This is a genomic window from Kitasatospora sp. NPDC048298 (genome assembly GCF_043201465.1).
GTDB lineage: Bacteria > Actinomycetota > Actinomycetes > Streptomycetales > Streptomycetaceae > Kitasatospora.
This window is the reverse complement of the sequence record NZ_JBICYZ010000014.1, coordinates 79,015-94,849: the sequence shown is the minus strand read 5'-3', so window position 1 is coordinate 94,849 and position 15,835 is coordinate 79,015. Positions and strand designations below refer to the sequence as shown.

The window sequence follows — 15,835 nt, the reverse complement described above, 5'->3', positions numbered from 1 at the left end:
GCAGGCCGTCGGCGTCAGCCCGGGTAGCGGGCGGCCAGGGTCCGTACCGTCGCGGCGATGCGGTCGCGGAGTTCGGCCGGTTCCAGCACCTCGACGTCGGCGCCGAGCCGCAGGAACTCCCCGTGGGCGTGGTCGATCGACTCGATCGGCACCCGGGCCTCCGTCCAGCCGTCGCCCCCGGCGGCCACACCGAGGCGTCGGGCGCCCTCCGGGGTGAGCCGGACCAGCGCCTCGCCGGTGTGCAGCCGGGCCCGGAAGTCGGCGAGGTAGCCGGTCCAGTACGTGCCCAGGTCGAAGTCGGCCGGCACGGCGAACTCCGTTGCCTCGACTGCCGGATCGCACAGTCCGATGATCTGATCGACCCGGTACGTACGCATCCCGGTCGGTCCGGCGGCGACCAGGTACCAACGTCCGGCCTTGAGCACCAGCCCGTACGGCTCCACCCGCCGCTCGATCTCCTCCGGCGCCCGCCAGCGCCGGTAGCGCAGCACCAGCGGCCGCCGCTCCCACACCGCGGCGGCGACGGCGGCCAGGTGCGGGGTGTCGTCCGGGGCGCCGTACCAGCCGGGCGCGTCGAGCAGGAAGCGCTCCTGGATCCGCCCGGCCCGCTCGCGCAGCTCCGCCGGAAGGGCCGCCCGCAACTTCAGCCGGGCGGCGGCCAGCGCACCGCCGAGGCCCAACTGGTCGGCGGCGCCCGGGAGCGCGGCGAGGAATGCGGCCTGGGCCTCGTCGGCGGTCAGCCCGGTGAGGCGGGTCCGGTAGCCGTCGACCAGCCGGTAACCACCGTCGTGCCCGGCGTCGCCGTACAGCGGGACACCGGCGGCGGCGAGCGCCTGAACGTCCCGGTAGACGGTGCGGACGGAGACCTCCAGCTCCCCCGCCAGCTGCTCGGCGGTCATCCGGCCCCGGTTCTGGAGCAGCAGGAGCAGGGTGACCAGCCGACTCGCGCGCATGCCGGCCAGTATCCCGGTCGTCCCTGCCTTCTTGGCCTTCCCGGTCGTCCCGGTCGTCCCGGTCGTCCCGGCCTTCCCGGTCTCCACTGACAGGAGGTGTCAGGGGAACACCCCTAACCTGCGGCACATGACGCACTTCACCCGCCCCGGAGCAGCCGCCGCATGAGCCTCGTCGTCGAACTCCGCCGGTACACCCTGCACCCCGGCACCCGCGAGACCCTGATCGAGCTGTTCGAGCGCGAGTTCGTGACCGGGCAGGAGGCGGTCGGCATCACCCTCGGCGGGCGCTTCCGCGACCTGGACGATCCGAACCGCTTCGTCTGGCTGCGCGCCTTCCCCTCGATGCCCGAGCGCCGCCGCGCCCTGGAGGCCTTCTACGGTGGCCCGGTCTGGCGGGAACACCGCGACGCGGCCAACGCCACCATGGTCGACTGCGACGACGTCCTGCTGCTGCGCGGCCCCGGCTTCACCCCGCCCGCGGGCAGCCGCGAGGTGCTCGCCACCGTCTGCCGCCCCGCCGACCCGGCCGCCTTCGACGCCCACGCCGCCCGCCACCTGGGCCCGGAGCACGCGCTGCACCGCACCGAGCACGCCGAGAACGACTTCCCTCAGCTCCCCGTCCGCACCGGCGAGGACCTCCGCGTCTGGTTCGGCCCCGGCGAGCCGCCGCCCTGGCCGTTCCGGCGGCTCCGGCTGGAGCCGGTGACGAGCCGGTGACGGCGTAGCCGCGGCCGTGCCCGGGAAGTCGGCCGGGCCGACTTCCCGGGCGGGCACGCTTACGCTTCCGCCCCGGCGAGCCAGCCGTCCAGCGGGACCCGGCAGGAGTTGAGGATGCCCGCGACCATCCCGTAGGTCCCGACCAGGGCCATGAGTTCCAGCATCTGCGCCTCGGAGTGCCGTTCGATCAGCGCCTGCCAGGTGTCCGGAGCGAGCGCGTGCCCGTCGTGCAGTTCGTCGACGGCCCGCAGCAGCGCGCGGTCCGCCTCCGACCAGTCCGGGTGCTCCGGGCCGTCCTGGACACGGGCGATCTCCGGCCCGGCCAGCCCGGCCGCGGCGCCGAGGCGGGCGTGGTGCTCCCACTCGTACGCCGAGCCGGTGCGGTGCGCGGTGCGCAGGACGGCCAGTTCGCGCTCGCGGAACGGGAGCAGGCCTTGGTTGAGCTGGGCGAGCAGGGGCGCGAGGGCGACCAGCAGGTCCGGGTGGTGGCCGATGGTGGCCAGGACGTTGAGCACCGGGCGGCCCGCCAGCGGACCGGCGCCGTCGGCGAGCAGCCGGGCGGCGGGGCCCTCCAGGCGCCCGGCGAGGGCCGCGATCTCGGCGGCCGGCCGCGGCGCCAGCCGGGGGGCCTCGACGGTGAACTCGTCGAGCCTGACCAGCAGTTCCTCTTCCCCCGGGGTCCCGTCGCCGTTCAGTTCGCGGTACACGGCACCGATGTTGAGCAGCAGCCGCTCACGGTCGCCCCAGTCCTCGAAGCCGTCCAGGTCCATCTCCTGCGCCGCCCGCAGCACCGGGATGCCCGCCCGGTGGGCGCGCCCGGCGTGGTCGCGGACCCGCTCCAGGTAGCCGCGGAAGGTGCGGACCTCCGGCTTGCCGACGACCGGCCCGTGCCCGGGCACGATCGTCTCGACGTCCAGGCCGAGGATCAGGTCGCAGGCGGCGATCCAGCGCTCCACCGGCCCGCTGTGGATCACCGGGTGGCCGCCGACGAACAGGATGTCCCCGGCGAACAGCACGCCGGCGTCGGGGACGTGGACCAGCACGTCGCCCCAGGTGTGGGCGGGCCCGACCTCGATCAGCCGCACGGTCCGCCGCCCGACGGCGACGTCCAGCTCGCCGCTGAAGGTCCGGTTCGGCAGGGTCGGCGCGATGCCGGTGAAGTCGAAGGCCCGCCGCATGTCCTGGACGACGCGCGGGAGCGGCAGGTCGCCGGGGTCGGCGAGGAGTTCGTGGAGGTGGTCGCGCCCCATGTCGATCGCGGCGGCCTCGGAGGCGATCACCGTGGCGTCGGGCAGCAGCTGGTTGCCCCACCAGTGGTCGCCGTCGCTGTGGCTGTTGACCAGGGTGCCAATGGTGGCGCCGGGCAGGGCCCGCGCGATCGCGGCCAGCAGCTCCCGGGTCTGCGGGACGGTGAACAGGGTGTCGACCAGCAGCGCCTCACCGTCCGAGACGATCAGCCCGGCGTTGCTGAGGCCCCAGGAGCCGTTCGGCTGGAGGTAGGCGTAGGTGTCGGCGGCGATTTCGTGCAGGCCGAGGGTGTACGGGACGGCCATCGGTTGACCTCCTCGCTAGGTGGACTGGAGTACTAATATGTACTCCAGTCCATATTTGGATTCAAGTACACTTATCGCATGACCTCGACGCCCCGCCGCGACCAGCGCCGCACCGAGACCCGGGAACGGCTGCTGACCGCAGCACTGGAGCTGTTCGCCACCCAGGGGTACGCGGCCACCACCTACGACCACATCGCCGAACGCGCGGACGTGGGACGCCAGACGGCCTTCAACCACTTCCGCCGCAAGGAGGACTTCGTCACCGCCTGGGTGCAGCGACGACACGAGGCCCTGGACCGGCTGGACGAAGCTCACGCCTCCGCCACCGAGTCGCTCGCGGGCGCACTGCGCGCCCTCGCGAAACTCAACGAGCGGGAGTACGCGCTGGCGAAGGAGCTCCACGACAGCGGAGTGCTCCACGCCGCCTTCGGCCTCGGCGCCACGACCCCCCTGGCGTTCGTCACGGCCGCCACCCGGGGCCGCGAACAGGGCGAGATCCGCCCGGAGTTGGATCCGACGGACGTCGCCGACCTGCTGTTCGACACGTACATCACGACCCTCGGCCGCTGGCTGGCCGCCGACGCTTCCTACCTGCTCGCCGACGCCCTACTCGCCCGCCTCAGCCTCCTCGCGGCCGGCTTCAGGGCCTGAACACACGGGCGCGGGCCCCGTTCGACGAACGGGGCCCGCGTGCGCCGCCTGTCACCGATGGCGCTTGAACTCGCGCAGGAGTGCGAGGAGGTTGATCACGGTACTGGCCGGAACGTTGCCGAGGGAGACGAGGACCCGGCCGTTCATGACGGTCTCGCCCGGCTTGGCGGAGGGCCAGAGCAGGCCGAACTCCCGCCCCTCGGTGCGGAGTTCAACGAGCAGCTTGGTGAGCTCGCGGCCGGTGAGGTGATGGATGGCCGGATCGGCGGGGTGGATGGGGTGGAGGGCGTTCACGCGACGCAGTCCAGCTCGAACCAGACCCGCTTCGCGGCTATGAGCAAGGGCTCCAAGACGGCGTGGTGGAACGACTACAAGCCTCACGTGCATCCCACCGCGATCGATCTCGCCGAAGCCGCGGCAAGCGCGACGGCCCTGGACAGCTATCAGACATTCCTGATTCCCGGCCTGCTCCAGACCAAGGCCTACAGCGAGATCATCCACGACTACGCGGAGAAGAGGGTCGAGTTCCGTCAGCGTCGCCAGGTGCTGCTGACCGTCGAAGACGCCCCGCCATTCCACGCTGTCATCCATGAAGCAGTTCTGCGCATGATGTACGGCGGACCGACCATCATGCGCGACCAACTGAACCACCTCATTGAGGTCAGCAGGCTGCCCCATGTGACGGTCCAGATCCTCTCGTTCGACTGCACCACCTACTCGCGGAGCGAGACCCCGTTCGTCCTGATGCACGGGGCCCACGCACGCCTTGACTCAGTTCTGCTGGAACATCCACATGATTCAGACTTCTTGGGAGATCCTGAGGACGTGGCCGCATTCCGACGTAGGTTCGCGCGACTCAGGGGACTGGCGCTGCCACCTCTGAACACGGCCACTCCCGCGTCGCCGCCCCATCGCGACTCGTGGGGCTTGATCCAGCACGTTCGGTACACGATCCAGGGTAGGTAGCCATGAGCCAGCTCAACTGGCAGAAGTCGAGCTTCAGCGGTGACAGGGCAGACTGCGTCGAAATCGCGTCCGACGGCGACCGCGTCTACATCCGCGAGTCCGACGACCCCACCACCATCGTCACCACCACCCGCACCAAACTCCACACCTGGATCCACGGCGCCAAGGCCGGCGAGTTCGACCACCTCACCGAAGCCTGACCCTCGCCCTCGTGCCCCGGTCGGCAACCGGGGCACGAGGAGATCAGCTCAACCAGCACACCCGTGACGCGCGACAGGGCAGGTAAGCATGACGCACCTCAACTGGCAGAAGTCCAGCTTCAGCAGCGACCAGGCCAACTGCGTCGAGATCGCTTCCGCCAACGAGCTGATCTACATCCGTGAGTCCGACGACCCCGCCACCATCGTCACCACCACCCCCACCAAGCTCCGCACCTGGATCCACGGCGCCAAGGCCGGCGAGTTCGACCACCTCACCGAAGCCTGACCTCATCCCCGTCCCCCCGTGTCAGGGCATGGGGGGACGAGGGTCACTCACATGCCGGGGTGCTCAGGCAGGGCGATCCAGTCCTCCCAGGAGACCCCACGGCCGAGGAAGCGCGGCTGCTCGAACGGCCACTCAGTGGCGATCCACTGCGGCACCAAGGCGTCCAGCGCCCGCTCGATCTTGCTGCCCGCCAGCCGGTCCACCACCCACCAGGCGATCTCGCCGTCCGCGCCGGCCTTCGCGGGCGGGTCGATGTAGACGCAGCCGAGCAGGGACGTCTCCTCCGCGTCGAGCAGCGCGTAGTTGAAGGACTGGTGTGCGGCGATCTCCTTCTCGTGCCGCAACAGATCGGCCTGGTTGGCCTCGTAGCTCATGGTCGCCGCCGGCCAGCCCCAGGCCGGACCGAACATGCTCCACAGCCGCTCGCGCGAGCCCATCACGGCCGGATAGTCGAGCGGGGCGTCCGCCTCCCGGACCGGCCGTAGGTGATGGGCCCCGCCCGGCAGCGGCACCTGGACGGGATGGACGAAGTCATCGGGAAGCCAGCTCATGGCGCCCGACCGTAGCACCGCGCCTCAACTCACTCCCCTGCATTTCCGGCACCCGGTGTCGCTCTCAAAAACCTTCCCTGTTCGGGACCGAACGCCCCTGACCCAGCGGGACGGCGTAGACGGGCTCAGGGCCGAAGGGCGTAAAGCCCGCCTTCCGCAGGATCGGGCCCGACGTTGCCTCGTTGGCCTTGACCAGGGCCATCGTCGCGCCACCCGCCACCGCGCAGGACAGCCGGGCGTCGAGCACCGCCCGGTACACCCCCTGGCCCCGCCAGGACGGCGCCACGACCCCGCCCGTCAACCGCGCGACGCCGTCCACCAACGTCACACTGCCGGTTCCGGCGGCCTCACCGTCCACGTAGGCGACGACCATGCCGCCCTCCCCGGCCGCGACAGCTCTCGCGCACTTGGCCGCGATCTCCTCGATCCGCTCGTCGGGCGGGAGTTCACCTCGGAAACCGGTGATCTCGACTGCCGCCCCGTCCCTGGCCGTCGCGAAGTCCGTTGCCCAGCGCAGCGATACGTCCACCGCCGGCGGCGGCAGCCGGGGCGCGCCCCGGCTCAGGTCCATGGCCAGGGCCTCCAGCCCGAGCTTCACCTGCCCACCGCGCGCGGACAACTCCTCCGCCAGCCCCGCCGGGGAGCCGAGCAGCACCTGCCAGTCCAGCACCGGCGGCCCGAACGCCCGTGCCCGCTCCACCACCGCGTCGACGGCCGCCCCGAGCGGTCCGGCCGGCGTGAAGGAGACCACCGAGAGGTCGAAGTCGAAGTAGTCGGGCAGCCGCAGGATCGTGTACTCGTCGCCCTCCACGACCTCGGCATCGTCCGGCCTCCACACCCAGGCCTGACTGGCAGCGGCAACGGCAGTGGCAGAAAGTCCCATCCCATCAACCTAGAGGTCACCTCACGCCAACTCGGCGGACGGCCGCGGCACTGTTGCAAGATCACTACCTGGCGATCGGCATGTGGTCCCCGAGGGCCAGGTTCCCCGTGAACGTCACAGCTCCAGCGCCCTCCCGGCGGCCTCTTGCCCTCCGCAAGAGGCCGCCGAAGAACCACCCGATCCGGTGATCTCGGAGCAGTTTCCCGTTCTCTCAACTGCCATGCCTTGACCCGCGAGTCATGACTTCGCCAGCATCGGACACGACGTGGGCCCGCCAAGGAAGGAGGCAGCCATGAAGCTGACACGCCTTGCTGGAGAGTGCGAGAAGGGCACGTGCCCGACGGTGTACGCCGTGGATGGCACGGAAGACCTCATCATCCAGGGATATGTCGTGAACGACGTCGAGGCGCTGACGACCATCCAGCTCCCCGACGGGGAGACCGCGGTTCGCATTCCGGCTTCGCTGATTCGGAGGATTGTTCCGTGAGCATCTCGGGCGACGACTTCGAGAACCTCTTCTCGACGTTCCAGCGGGAGGCCTTCCGGCTGGAGACGCTGGACGACTACAGCGGATCGTCGAACGCCGCAAACATCCGTGCCTTCCTCGACGGAGAGCCGCAGCCGGCCGACTACAACCAGGACTGGGTGGAGGAGGTCCGAGCGAACACCGACAACGGAAAGCGCATGTACCGGGTCCACATCCTGTCGCGCCCGCTGACCCCGTACCTCCGGTTCGAGCTCGGTTGGGGATACACCAAGAACGCCACCGCCGGGGAGGAGTTCTTCATCCTCGACACCACCGAACAGCCGAACCCGCTCGACGGCGTGCCCGACTTCTGGGCCTTCGACGAGTCCACCGTCGTCACGATGCGCTACGGCGACGGCGGAGCGTTCCTCGACGCCGACAAGGAGTCGACGGTCGAGAAGTGGCTGGGGTACCGCGACCTCGCCCTGAGTCACGCCGTGCCCTTCGCCGAGTGGTGGGAGCGGCACGGAAGCAAGTGAAAGGAACGGATCTCGGAAGAGCGCTGCGGGAGCTGCGACTGGCCGGCGGGAAGGAGGCCAAGGCGGTTGCCCGCAGCGCCGCCATGTCTCCGAGCAAACTGAGCAAGATCGAGAACGGACGTCTCACCCCCAGCGTCATCGACGTGGAGCGCATCCTCACGGCCCTCTCCGTACCCGAGAGTGTCAAGTCCCGCTTGACCGAGGCTGCTCGCGCAGTCGCCACGGAGGCTACCGCTTGGCGCATCTACCGCCGCGCCGGCCTGCACAAGCACCAGGAAGAGATCCGCGCGATCGAGGCGCAGACACAGGAGCTCCGCGTCTTCCAACACTCCTGTGTTCCCGGTCTGCTCCAGTCGCCGGAGTACGTGCGAGCGGTCCAACGGCACTCCGAACTCACCGATGACGCGCTGGAGAAGATGATCAGCGCCCGGATTCGCCGCCAGGAGGTCCTCTTCGATCAGTCCCGGCGCTTCCGCTTTCTGATCACTGAACCCGTACTGAGATGGGAACTCGTCCCGCCTCTCATGATGGCCGCGCAGCTGGACAGGATCGTGGCAATTTCGCGCTTGCCCAACGTCACTCTCGGCGTCGTTCCCCTTCCCGCGCCGAAGACCCACCTTCCGACGTGCTCGTTCGTCATGTTCGATACCCGCCTGGTCATCGTGGAGATTCCACATGCCGAGGTCACCACGAGCGAACCAAAGGACATCGAACAGTACACGGCCAAGTTCCAAGGCTTCGAACGAACAGCCGTCACGGGGGAAAAGATGCGAAGCCTGATCGAGAACATCCGGAACGAGTTCTTGAGAGAACAGGAAATCGCCCCCTGAAAATCCGCGGCCGAAGCTATGTTGCTCGTCGGACATCGCAGGAGCACGACGAGAGGCCGGCCTGGTGAACGACTGGGAATTCGTCAAGCACAGAACGGCGACCCAGGGCACGGTGTGGAGGTCCGCCGACGGGTTGCTCTACAAGCGGACCGGCGACGAGGACCTTCGGGCGGAGACCGAGTTCCAGCGGCTGGCCGCCACCCTCGGCTACCCGGTTCCCGAGATCGTCGACAGCGGGTCCGAGAACGGACATTACTTCGCCGTCGAGCGAGCCATCGGCACTACCTCGCTGCACGAGGAAGCGCTGGCCGACGCCAGGCGGGACGGTCAGGTCAGCCACCATGTGGTCGGTACTGCGGCCGCCGTCGCGTCGAAGCTCCTGCGGGCCCAAGCAAGGCACCCCCTGCAGGCCAGGCCGTGGTTCGAGAAGGCGGCGTTCGCAGCCGAAGTCTTCGAGGAGAACCCGGACTTCGACACCACTCGCGTGCACGAGGTGGTCGACCGCGCCCTGGACCGGCTGGCCCAACTGCCGGTGGTCCAGGGGCACCTGGATTTCGGGCTGCCCAACGTCCTTCGAGCCGGAGTCATCGACTGGCAGCACCACGGACCGGTCCCGCTCGGCTACGACGTCTACCCCGCACTCGACATCGTGGCCTTCAAGGGTGGAGGCAAGGGCTACACGATCACCCCGGAACAGCGCGCCGCCTACACCGCCGCACTCGACGAGACCACCACGTCCCTGATCGGGCAGCGGGTGAGCGAGCACCTAGGCGGCTTCCTGCTCGTCAAGTGCTTCTTCTTCCTCGCCCTCATGCGGCCCGCCGATCCCGCACGGCACGACAAGCACATCAAGTGGCAGTACCGCCGTGCCCTCTTCACGATGGGACTCGATCAGTATGAGTCGTCCGGCTCGATCGACACCGGAACCTTCCCCACCCTGGAACGGTTCACCGCTGAGCACCGGTAGCCCCTTGCCCTTCGTTCGGGACCGCGACTACCTGATGGACCACCACGGAGTCGTCTTCAAGGTCATCGGCGACAGCCACCCCGGCAGCCACTACCTCGGCTACGTGAAGTACCACCCCGACGAGAAGGGCGACCGGCGACTGTTCGGTCGGACCTACCGGCAGAACGGCATCGTCTCGAAGTCCTTCGGCATCCTGGCCGGCAGGCCGGAGTGCTACGTCTACTCCGACACCCTCGGCTGCGTCATCACCGGCATCCCGCGCGAGGACGTCGCCGTCCACTACGCCTGCCGCCGAGCCCTCGCCGCCATCCACGAAGCCCCCGGCGCGGTCGCCGACAACCCGGCCGGCCAGGACCTCCTGACGATCACCGAGTGGATCAACGCGAACGAGGCCGAGGGCCTGATCGGCGTCACCGGCTCCTTCCTCGTCGGCTGCTTCAACGAGCGCTCCGACATCGACCTCGTCTGCTACGGGCCGGAGGGCTACCAGGCCGCCCAGGAGCTGTTCCAACAGGCCGACTTGATCCGGCCGTACGACGGGGACGACCTCACCCGGCTGTACATCCGCAGGGCCAAGTACATGGAGGGCAGTTCCTTCGACGCCCTGATCAAGCAGGAACGCCGCAAGCTCCAAGGACTCACCGCAGGGGCCGGCGCGCACATCAACTGCGAGCCCATCCGCTCCGACCGCGACAGGACCTTCGCCCGTGTCTCCTCCAAGGAGATCGGCGAGATCTCCCTCCTTGCGAAGATCACCGACCACGCCGAAGGCCTCACCACCCCGGCCGTCTACGGGATCAAGGTCAGGACCATCCTCAGCTCGACCATCGACGAAGCCGACTCCTTCGCCCGTCGGATCACCCACATGCGCTCCTACCTCGGCGCCTACACCGGGGCGTTCAGGGCCGGCGACACCGTGCACCTGTCCGGCAAGCTCGTTCACACCCAGGACGGCGAACGCAGCGGCTTTGGCGTGGAACTGACCCCTTGGGCCGTCAACGGCTCCTACGTCGCCAACCTTGCCGGATAGGAGCCGCAGCACAATGCCCCTGCTCGTCATCCGGCACGCCGAGTCCGTCGAGAACGCCGACAAGTACCGAGGCTTCTACCAGGACCCCCGCCCCTATAGCGGAGCCGCCGCCCACGCCATCTCCCGAAGCGTCGTCGGTCTGACCCCGCGCGGCTTCCAGCAGGCCCAATGGCTCGCCGGAATCCTGCCGGAACTCGTCGGCTCCGAACCGCACGTCTACACCTCCACCTACCGCAGGGCAATCGACACCGCCGCGATCGCCCTGCCCGACCTCCCCGACGGGTGGCCCCGGCAGACAGTGCTTCTGGACGAACAGCACTACGGCGACGCCACCTACATGACCAAGCGCGAGCTGTACGACAGCTTCCCCGAGTCCGCCGAGGACCGCCGCCTGCGCAAGCACATCTGGACCGCGCCGGGCGGCGAGTCACTTGCCGAGGGAGTAACGAACCGGGCCGCCGAGTTCGCTGCCCTCACCTGGGTCGAGCTCCAGGAATCCCGCGCCGTCGTCTCCTTCACCCACCAGACCGCCGCGGTGGCGCTCCGCTCCCTACTCGAAGCCCGCACCCTGCCCGAGATCCTCGCCGAGGAGCGGAAGGGCAAGATACCCAACGCCACGATCCTCCACTACGAGCTGCACTATGGCCGGTTCACCCGGACGGGAACCACCACCCCGCCTATCTAGGAGGAGCCCGTGCAGCCCCTATTTCTCAACGGGCCGGTTCAGAACGGTGACTTCACCTTCGACGACCTCCCCGGCAAGGCCGTCGGCATTCGCCTCGCCGCCGTCCTCAACGCCATCCTGGGCTCGCCGCCCGCACCCCACCTGTGGAACACCGTCACCCTCGCCGGAGACCGCCGCCACCGCCGGACAGCAGGACCACGGATCCCCCGCCAACACTTCGAAGCCGATCTGATCGAAGGCAAGTACGGGCCCGGTCAGCACCCGGTCGGCGGCGTCATGACCGACACCGATCCCGAGGCTGCCGGCCTTGCCCTTGAGATGATCGAGAACAACCTCCGCGTCGGCGCGCTGGCCATCAGCCGCGAGACCGTTCCCACCTGCCGCACCTGTGGACACATGACCGGCCTCGGTGACCACCCGTGCAACGCCTGTGGCAGCAGCGACATCCAGGGCCACACCGGCCTCCACCTCATCGCCGAACCCTTGAAGGGCCGTCCCGTACTCGACCGCTCGGACATCCACGCCAGCCGCCGCCAACAACCCAGACACCTCCAGCACACAGCCGCCGACACCCCTGATCGCCTGGTCCTCTCCCGAACCCGCGACCACGGCATCGACCTCGCACCCTTCGGCCTCGACGGCCTCGTCCTCGACCCCCGCGCCGGCATCCACGCCACCGTCCTCAGCGCAGCCCGACGGCACCACGCGGAAGCCGCCGTCATGACCATCACCCCCAACGCGGCCCGCCACATCGCCGCCCACGGACACCACTTCCGCGAACACGACGGCATCCGCCTCCGGTACGCCCTGCACGGCAAACTCCCGTACGACCATGTGGCAAGCCTCCAACCGCTGTACGAGGCCTACCGAGTCTCCCGGACGATGAGGGCCGGCTTCGAACAGTGGTTCCTCCCGCTCTTCTCCCTCAAGGCCAAGAGCGCGACCCGGCCGGACCAACTCGCGGCGCTCTTCAAGCACTATGCGCGGGCCTACCTGGCTCGACCTGTCGAGGTTGACGAAGGCGTCCTCGCGGCCGTGCGGCACTCGGTCTCCAACGGCGACACGGAATGGATCACTCGCAGACCCACGTTGGCCGGCGCGATGGCTGCCTGCGAGGGCAGCACCTGGTAGGGCGTGCCCCTCCTCAGAGCGACAGAGCGGTCACATTCCCGAGACCGATCAAATCCCCGGAATGCGCCCGGTGGCATGTAGACGTGTGTCCCGCGTGGCCCCTAGCGTCGTTGGCCGGTTGTGGGTTACCGACCCTGGAAGGATCCGATATGGCCAGACACCAGCAACTGAGCCTCCCCACGTGCGGGTTCGCCGCCGACATCTCCCAGCACATCCTGAAGGAGGCCGTCCGTGCTCTTGGACGGTGAGCAGTGGCGCGCCCACTTCGACGGCTACCAGCGCGAAGCCTTCCGCTTCGAGGCGCAGCCCACCTACACCATGCCCAAGGAAGCCGAAAGTCTGGCCCGCTTCCTACGCGGAGAGCCGAAGCCGGCGGAACACAATGCCGCATGGCACCAGCGGGTGCGCGGCTTCGTGTCCTCCGGGCGCGTGATCGGCCGTGTGCGTGTGATGCGTCGGCCTCTCACCGACTACCAGAGGTACCAGCTCGCATGGGGCATCCCGGGCAACATCGCGGCAGGAGAAGACATTCGGATCCTCGACCTCACCGAGCGGGACCTCGGGATCCCGGACCAGGACTGGTGGCTGTTCGACGACTCGTCGGTGGTCCACCTGAACTTCCGACCTGATGGCACCCAGATCAACCGCGAATTGATCACTGGCGACATGCGCCAGCACCAGGAATGGAAGAAGGTCGCCCTGGCTCATTCCGTGCCACTTTCCGAATACCTGAAAGTGTTCGGGTGACGCTCGACCGGACCAACACGGCAGACCGAAGCCGGACCTCGCAGACACTCTGCGGAGTCTCGACTGGAAGCCGGTCTCGTCCACGACGTCTACTCACCGGTTCGGACAGCCGACACCGACTGCGCTGAGTCCGGCACCAAGCACTTCCCGGCCCAGCTGCCCGGCCGGCAGCCCGGTGGGGGTGCAGCCCATCATGGCCTTGAAGACCCGGTTGAAGTGCGACTGGTCGTAGAACCCGGCGGCGGCCGCCACTTCGGCCAGCGGCAGGCCCGCCGCCATCCCGCGCACCGCTGCCTGCAGCCGCAGCACCTGGGCGATCGCCTTCGGGGAACGGCCCACTTCCTCGGCGAAACGCTGCTCCAGGTACCGGCGGCTCCAGCCGGCGTCGGCGGCCAGGTGCTCGATCGGCACCCGCCCGCCGCTGCGCCGCAGCGCGTGCCAGGCCCGGTCGACCTGCGGATGGCCGACCGGGCCGCTGTGCAGCCGACTCCGGAACAGGCTGTCGAGCAGGCGGAAGCGCTCGGTCCAGCCTCGGCAGCAGGCAAGTCGCCTGCCCAGTAGCGACGGTGGCATGCCCAGCAACCCGGACGGTTCCAGACCACGGTCATTCCAAACGGTCATCGGGATCCCAGACAGCCGGTACGCGGTAGGCGGGGTCACCAGTGCCACAACCCCCTGCGCCTGCGGCGGCAACCACACCTCCACAGCCGTCAGTTGAACCGGGCGAACCAGTGAGACCGCCTCCACCGCCGGCTCCCGCCCGGTGGCGTCGGCGATCCGGATCGGCGCCCCGAAGCCGAACACCATCCAGATCACACCGTCGGGCACCACCAGGTGACGCCCACGTCCGCCCGCGCGGAAGCCGTAGTAGCCGACCACCCGGCCTCCCAGCCCCTCCCCGGGTCGGCCGACCGTCAACTCACTTTCCACGCATGCCAAAGACACTCTCGTCTCCCCCGTGTGAGTCGAACGCATTTGCCCAGGACATCGACTGCCCTGCCACGTCAGCCCGGCAAGAAAGGAACCCGATCTCCGCAGTCACCGAACGGGAATCACCGCGCTCCGCGACACCACCGCCAGCCGGTGCCGGCTGTCGCCCTGAGCTGGCCCGCGCGCATTCGTCCAAGACCCCGTGTAACCGGCCGGTCACCCTGGACCCGCACGGCGCCCACTGACGTTACACCACAAGGGAGCACAGCATGCACATGTCACGCATTGCCAAGCGCGTCGCCGTCCTGGCCGCGCTCCCGGTCCTCACTGTCACGATCGCCGCCGGCACCGCCTCGGCGACCAACGCCAACTACGTGGTCTCGAACACCAACGCCTGCGTGGTCACCGAGCAGATCACGGTGATGTCCGGCCACGACTACATGCAGGCCGACCCCAACCGCAACGACTCGACCTGTGCCTTCGGCATCTGGGACAACAATGCCGGCCGCTGGGCCTGGTACAGCACCGCCGGCAACCTCTCCGGCTGGATCTACGACGGCCCCGGCCAGTCCCTGAAGGTGGGCGTCTACTCCTCCACCACCGGCTACTGGAACTGGGGCCCGTCCAACTGACTCGGCACCCCCTGACACCAAGGGCTCCCCGGCGACACCTCCTCGGCCCGTGCCTCAGGTGTCCTGAGGCACGGGCCGACAGCGTCCCGTCGGCTTCAGGGAGAAGGCCTCGTGCGTGAGAAGTCGGCCTGGCCGACTTCCCACGCACGCGAGGGGGCCCGGAGCGCCGTTGCCGCTCCGGCGGAGCCGGAGCGGCAACGGGCGGGCGGGGTGGGGCGGCGGGGTGGGTGTGGGGGCGGGGGGTGGGAAACGGCGGGATAGGGCAGCAGGGGTGGGAACAAGGGGCGGGTTTCAGGGGCGGCCGCGGCGCAGGACGGCCTCGGCGAGGTCGACGGCCTCCCGGACCGGCACGAGGCGGCAGTCGGCGGCGCCGATGCGCGCGGTGGTGATGCCGCGGGCGGTGCGCAGGACCTCGGCGCCGAGGCGGCCGAAGTGGAGGTCGTCCAGGTCGGCGGCCCGGAAGGCCGTCCAGCCGTCCTCCCCGACGCAGCGGTACTCGCGCACCGGCACGTCGGGCATGCGGAGGTCGGCGAGGTGGAACGCGGTGAAGCGGTCCATCGGGACGCCGAGCATCAGCACCCGGGCGTCCAGTTCGTAGAGCCGCCCGAGCGGCGTCTGCGGGCCGAGGTGGGAGGTCAGCGGATGGTGGGCGGTGATCTCCCGGGCGAGCCGGCCGACGGCCGCCCAGGAGGTCTGCGGGTGGCGGCTGCGCAGCGCGCCCGGCCACGAGCGGATCGTTTCCGACAGCGCCCCCATGGAGGGCGAGGCCGGGGTGGTGGCCGGATCGAAGCGGGGCATCCGGTCCTGGTAGTCGGCCACCTCCGCCGGGGAGAGACCGGCGGTGGCGGACTGGTGGATGCGGGAGGTGGCGGAGTTCTCGGGCGTGGCGGTGTAGGCGACCAGGGTGCCGTCGGGGCTCAGGGCTTCGAGCAGGGCCTCGACCACACCGGCCGCCCCGCCCGGCACCGGTCCGAGGGCGCGCAGGGACGCCTGGACGTGCAGCACCGTGCCCGGACGGACCCCGAGTTCGACGAGGTCGCGGACGAGGGGGTGGACGGAGGTGGCGACGGCGACGCCGCCGCCGCGGGGTTCGGTGAGGATGGCGTTTCCCCGGGGTT

General features: G+C 69.4%; 21 protein-coding genes. 14 read left to right on the top strand and 7 right to left on the bottom strand.

All coding sequences use genetic code 11. From position 1 onward, the window contains the following. Positions 1 to 14: 14 nt before the first annotated feature. Positions 15 to 953 carry a helix-turn-helix transcriptional regulator gene (locus ACGF0D_RS14235; protein WP_392915915.1) on the bottom strand — a complete coding sequence of 313 codons (939 nt, stop codon included), beginning with the start codon at positions 951 to 953 and terminating at the stop codon, positions 15 to 17. Between the two features lie 162 nt (positions 954 to 1,115). Between ACGF0D_RS14235 and ACGF0D_RS14230 the strand changes: the two genes are divergently transcribed. Next, positions 1,116 to 1,670, top strand: coding sequence for an NIPSNAP family protein (locus ACGF0D_RS14230; RefSeq protein WP_392915913.1), 555 nt, complete (start codon positions 1,116 to 1,118; stop codon positions 1,668 to 1,670). 59 nt (positions 1,671 to 1,729) lie between these two features. Here ACGF0D_RS14230 and ACGF0D_RS14225 read toward each other — a convergent pair whose 3' ends face one another. Beyond that, positions 1,730 to 3,223 (bottom strand): MBL fold metallo-hydrolase, encoded by a 1,494-nt coding sequence (locus ACGF0D_RS14225; RefSeq protein ID WP_392915911.1) that lies wholly within the window; start codon positions 3,221 to 3,223, stop codon positions 1,730 to 1,732. Positions 3,224 to 3,301: 78 nt separating this feature from the next. Between ACGF0D_RS14225 and ACGF0D_RS14220 the strand changes: the two genes are divergently transcribed. Continuing rightward, entirely contained in the window at positions 3,302 to 3,874 is a 573-nt protein-coding gene (locus ACGF0D_RS14220) for a TetR/AcrR family transcriptional regulator (protein WP_392915908.1), read from the top strand. Positions 3,875 to 3,925: 51 nt separating this feature from the next. Here ACGF0D_RS14220 and ACGF0D_RS14215 read toward each other — a convergent pair whose 3' ends face one another. Continuing rightward, complete coding sequence (locus tag ACGF0D_RS14215; RefSeq protein ID WP_392915905.1) at positions 3,926 to 4,168, bottom strand: hypothetical protein; 243 nt, start codon at positions 4,166 to 4,168, stop codon at positions 3,926 to 3,928. Between the two features lie 39 nt (positions 4,169 to 4,207). On the opposite strand from ACGF0D_RS14215, the gene ACGF0D_RS14210 reads away from it, so the two are divergent. From ACGF0D_RS14210 to ACGF0D_RS14200, 3 genes are all read left to right on the top strand, one after another. Further along, on the top strand, positions 4,208 to 4,840 hold the full coding sequence (locus ACGF0D_RS14210) for a DUF5753 domain-containing protein (protein ID WP_392915902.1): 633 nt from the start codon (positions 4,208 to 4,210) through the stop codon (positions 4,838 to 4,840). Positions 4,841 to 4,842: 2 nt separating this feature from the next. Beyond that, the gene (locus tag ACGF0D_RS14205) at positions 4,843 to 5,040 is read left to right on the top strand and encodes a DUF397 domain-containing protein (protein ID WP_392915900.1); all 198 of its coding nucleotides are present in this window, start codon (positions 4,843 to 4,845) and stop codon (positions 5,038 to 5,040) included. Positions 5,041 to 5,128: 88 nt separating this feature from the next. Then, a complete protein-coding gene (locus tag ACGF0D_RS14200) occupies positions 5,129 to 5,326 on the top strand; it encodes a DUF397 domain-containing protein (RefSeq protein WP_392915897.1) in 198 nt (65 codons plus the stop codon). Positions 5,327 to 5,373: 47 nt separating this feature from the next. Here the strand turns inward: ACGF0D_RS14200 and ACGF0D_RS14195 are convergent, their stop codons facing one another. Together ACGF0D_RS14195 and ACGF0D_RS14190 are read right to left on the bottom strand one after the other, a co-directional pair. Further along, a complete protein-coding gene (locus ACGF0D_RS14195) occupies positions 5,374 to 5,877 on the bottom strand; it encodes an N-acetyltransferase (protein ID WP_392915895.1) in 504 nt (167 codons plus the stop codon). Positions 5,878 to 5,941: 64 nt separating this feature from the next. Further along, positions 5,942 to 6,760: a GNAT family N-acetyltransferase gene (locus tag ACGF0D_RS14190; protein WP_392915893.1), complete on the bottom strand. Its 819-nt coding sequence runs from the start codon at positions 6,758 to 6,760 to the stop codon at positions 5,942 to 5,944. A gap of 292 nt (positions 6,761 to 7,052) precedes the next feature. Between ACGF0D_RS14190 and ACGF0D_RS14185 the strand changes: the two genes are divergently transcribed. The 8 genes from ACGF0D_RS14185 to ACGF0D_RS14150 all read left to right on the top strand — a co-directional run bounded on the left by ACGF0D_RS14185 (position 7,053) and on the right by ACGF0D_RS14150 (position 13,155). After that, complete coding sequence (locus ACGF0D_RS14185; RefSeq protein ID WP_392915890.1) at positions 7,053 to 7,247, top strand: hypothetical protein; 195 nt, start codon at positions 7,053 to 7,055, stop codon at positions 7,245 to 7,247. Beyond that, positions 7,244 to 7,765 carry a DUF6879 family protein gene (locus ACGF0D_RS14180; protein WP_392915887.1) on the top strand — a complete coding sequence of 174 codons (522 nt, stop codon included), beginning with the start codon at positions 7,244 to 7,246 and terminating at the stop codon, positions 7,763 to 7,765. The genes ACGF0D_RS14185 and ACGF0D_RS14180 overlap by 4 nt, the downstream gene beginning before the upstream one ends. Next, positions 7,762 to 8,595, top strand: coding sequence for a helix-turn-helix domain-containing protein (locus ACGF0D_RS14175; RefSeq protein ID WP_392915884.1), 834 nt, complete (start codon positions 7,762 to 7,764; stop codon positions 8,593 to 8,595). Before ACGF0D_RS14180 ends, ACGF0D_RS14175 begins: the two co-directional genes overlap by 4 nt. Positions 8,596 to 8,659: 64 nt before the next feature. After that, a complete protein-coding gene (locus ACGF0D_RS14170; RefSeq protein WP_392915881.1) occupies positions 8,660 to 9,562 on the top strand; it encodes a phosphotransferase in 903 nt (300 codons plus the stop codon). 4 nt (positions 9,563 to 9,566) lie between these two features. Next, complete coding sequence (locus tag ACGF0D_RS14165; RefSeq protein WP_392915878.1) at positions 9,567 to 10,592, top strand: nucleotidyltransferase domain-containing protein; 1,026 nt, start codon at positions 9,567 to 9,569, stop codon at positions 10,590 to 10,592. Between the two features lie 13 nt (positions 10,593 to 10,605). Then, complete coding sequence (locus ACGF0D_RS14160; RefSeq protein WP_392915876.1) at positions 10,606 to 11,277, top strand: histidine phosphatase family protein; 672 nt, start codon at positions 10,606 to 10,608, stop codon at positions 11,275 to 11,277. 9 nt (positions 11,278 to 11,286) lie between these two features. Further along, positions 11,287 to 12,408 (top strand): hypothetical protein, encoded by a 1,122-nt coding sequence (locus ACGF0D_RS14155; RefSeq protein ID WP_392915873.1) that lies wholly within the window; start codon positions 11,287 to 11,289, stop codon positions 12,406 to 12,408. Positions 12,409 to 12,639: 231 nt separating this feature from the next. Further along, the gene (locus tag ACGF0D_RS14150; protein WP_392915870.1) at positions 12,640 to 13,155 is read left to right on the top strand and encodes a DUF6879 family protein; all 516 of its coding nucleotides are present in this window, start codon (positions 12,640 to 12,642) and stop codon (positions 13,153 to 13,155) included. A gap of 93 nt (positions 13,156 to 13,248) precedes the next feature. Here ACGF0D_RS14150 and ACGF0D_RS14145 read toward each other — a convergent pair whose 3' ends face one another. Continuing rightward, positions 13,249 to 14,034: a helix-turn-helix domain-containing protein gene (locus ACGF0D_RS14145; protein ID WP_392915868.1), complete on the bottom strand. Its 786-nt coding sequence runs from the start codon at positions 14,032 to 14,034 to the stop codon at positions 13,249 to 13,251. Positions 14,035 to 14,354: 320 nt separating this feature from the next. On the opposite strand from ACGF0D_RS14145, the gene ACGF0D_RS14140 reads away from it, so the two are divergent. After that, positions 14,355 to 14,717, top strand: a complete 363-nt coding sequence (locus tag ACGF0D_RS14140) for a hypothetical protein (protein ID WP_392915865.1) — start codon at positions 14,355 to 14,357, stop codon at positions 14,715 to 14,717. A gap of 291 nt (positions 14,718 to 15,008) precedes the next feature. Here the strand turns inward: ACGF0D_RS14140 and ACGF0D_RS14135 are convergent, their stop codons facing one another. After that, positions 15,009 to 15,722: an aminoglycoside N(3)-acetyltransferase gene (locus tag ACGF0D_RS14135; RefSeq protein ID WP_392915862.1), complete on the bottom strand. Its 714-nt coding sequence runs from the start codon at positions 15,720 to 15,722 to the stop codon at positions 15,009 to 15,011. Positions 15,723 to 15,835 lie beyond the last annotated feature (113 nt).

Excerpts from the sequence above, each read along its gene's own strand:
- ACGF0D_RS14235 (WP_392915915.1), bottom strand. The coding sequence starts at position 953 with ATGCGCGCGAGTCGGCTGGTCACCCTGCTCCTGCTGCTCCAGAACCGG.
- ACGF0D_RS14230 (WP_392915913.1), top strand. The coding sequence starts at position 1,116 with ATGAGCCTCGTCGTCGAACTCCGCCGGTACACCCTGCACCCCGGCACC.
- ACGF0D_RS14225 (WP_392915911.1), bottom strand. The coding sequence starts at position 3,223 with ATGGCCGTCCCGTACACCCTCGGCCTGCACGAAATCGCCGCCGACACC.
- ACGF0D_RS14220 (WP_392915908.1), top strand. The coding sequence starts at position 3,302 with ATGACCTCGACGCCCCGCCGCGACCAGCGCCGCACCGAGACCCGGGAA.
- ACGF0D_RS14210 (WP_392915902.1), top strand. The coding sequence starts at position 4,208 with ATGAGCAAGGGCTCCAAGACGGCGTGGTGGAACGACTACAAGCCTCAC.
- ACGF0D_RS14205 (WP_392915900.1), top strand. The coding sequence starts at position 4,843 with ATGAGCCAGCTCAACTGGCAGAAGTCGAGCTTCAGCGGTGACAGGGCA.
- ACGF0D_RS14200 (WP_392915897.1), top strand. The coding sequence starts at position 5,129 with ATGACGCACCTCAACTGGCAGAAGTCCAGCTTCAGCAGCGACCAGGCC.
- ACGF0D_RS14195 (WP_392915895.1), bottom strand. The coding sequence starts at position 5,877 with ATGAGCTGGCTTCCCGATGACTTCGTCCATCCCGTCCAGGTGCCGCTG.
- ACGF0D_RS14190 (WP_392915893.1), bottom strand. The coding sequence starts at position 6,760 with ATGGGACTTTCTGCCACTGCCGTTGCCGCTGCCAGTCAGGCCTGGGTG.
- ACGF0D_RS14185 (WP_392915890.1), top strand. The coding sequence starts at position 7,053 with ATGAAGCTGACACGCCTTGCTGGAGAGTGCGAGAAGGGCACGTGCCCG.
- ACGF0D_RS14160 (WP_392915876.1), top strand. The coding sequence starts at position 10,606 with ATGCCCCTGCTCGTCATCCGGCACGCCGAGTCCGTCGAGAACGCCGAC.
- ACGF0D_RS14140 (WP_392915865.1), top strand. The coding sequence starts at position 14,355 with ATGCACATGTCACGCATTGCCAAGCGCGTCGCCGTCCTGGCCGCGCTC.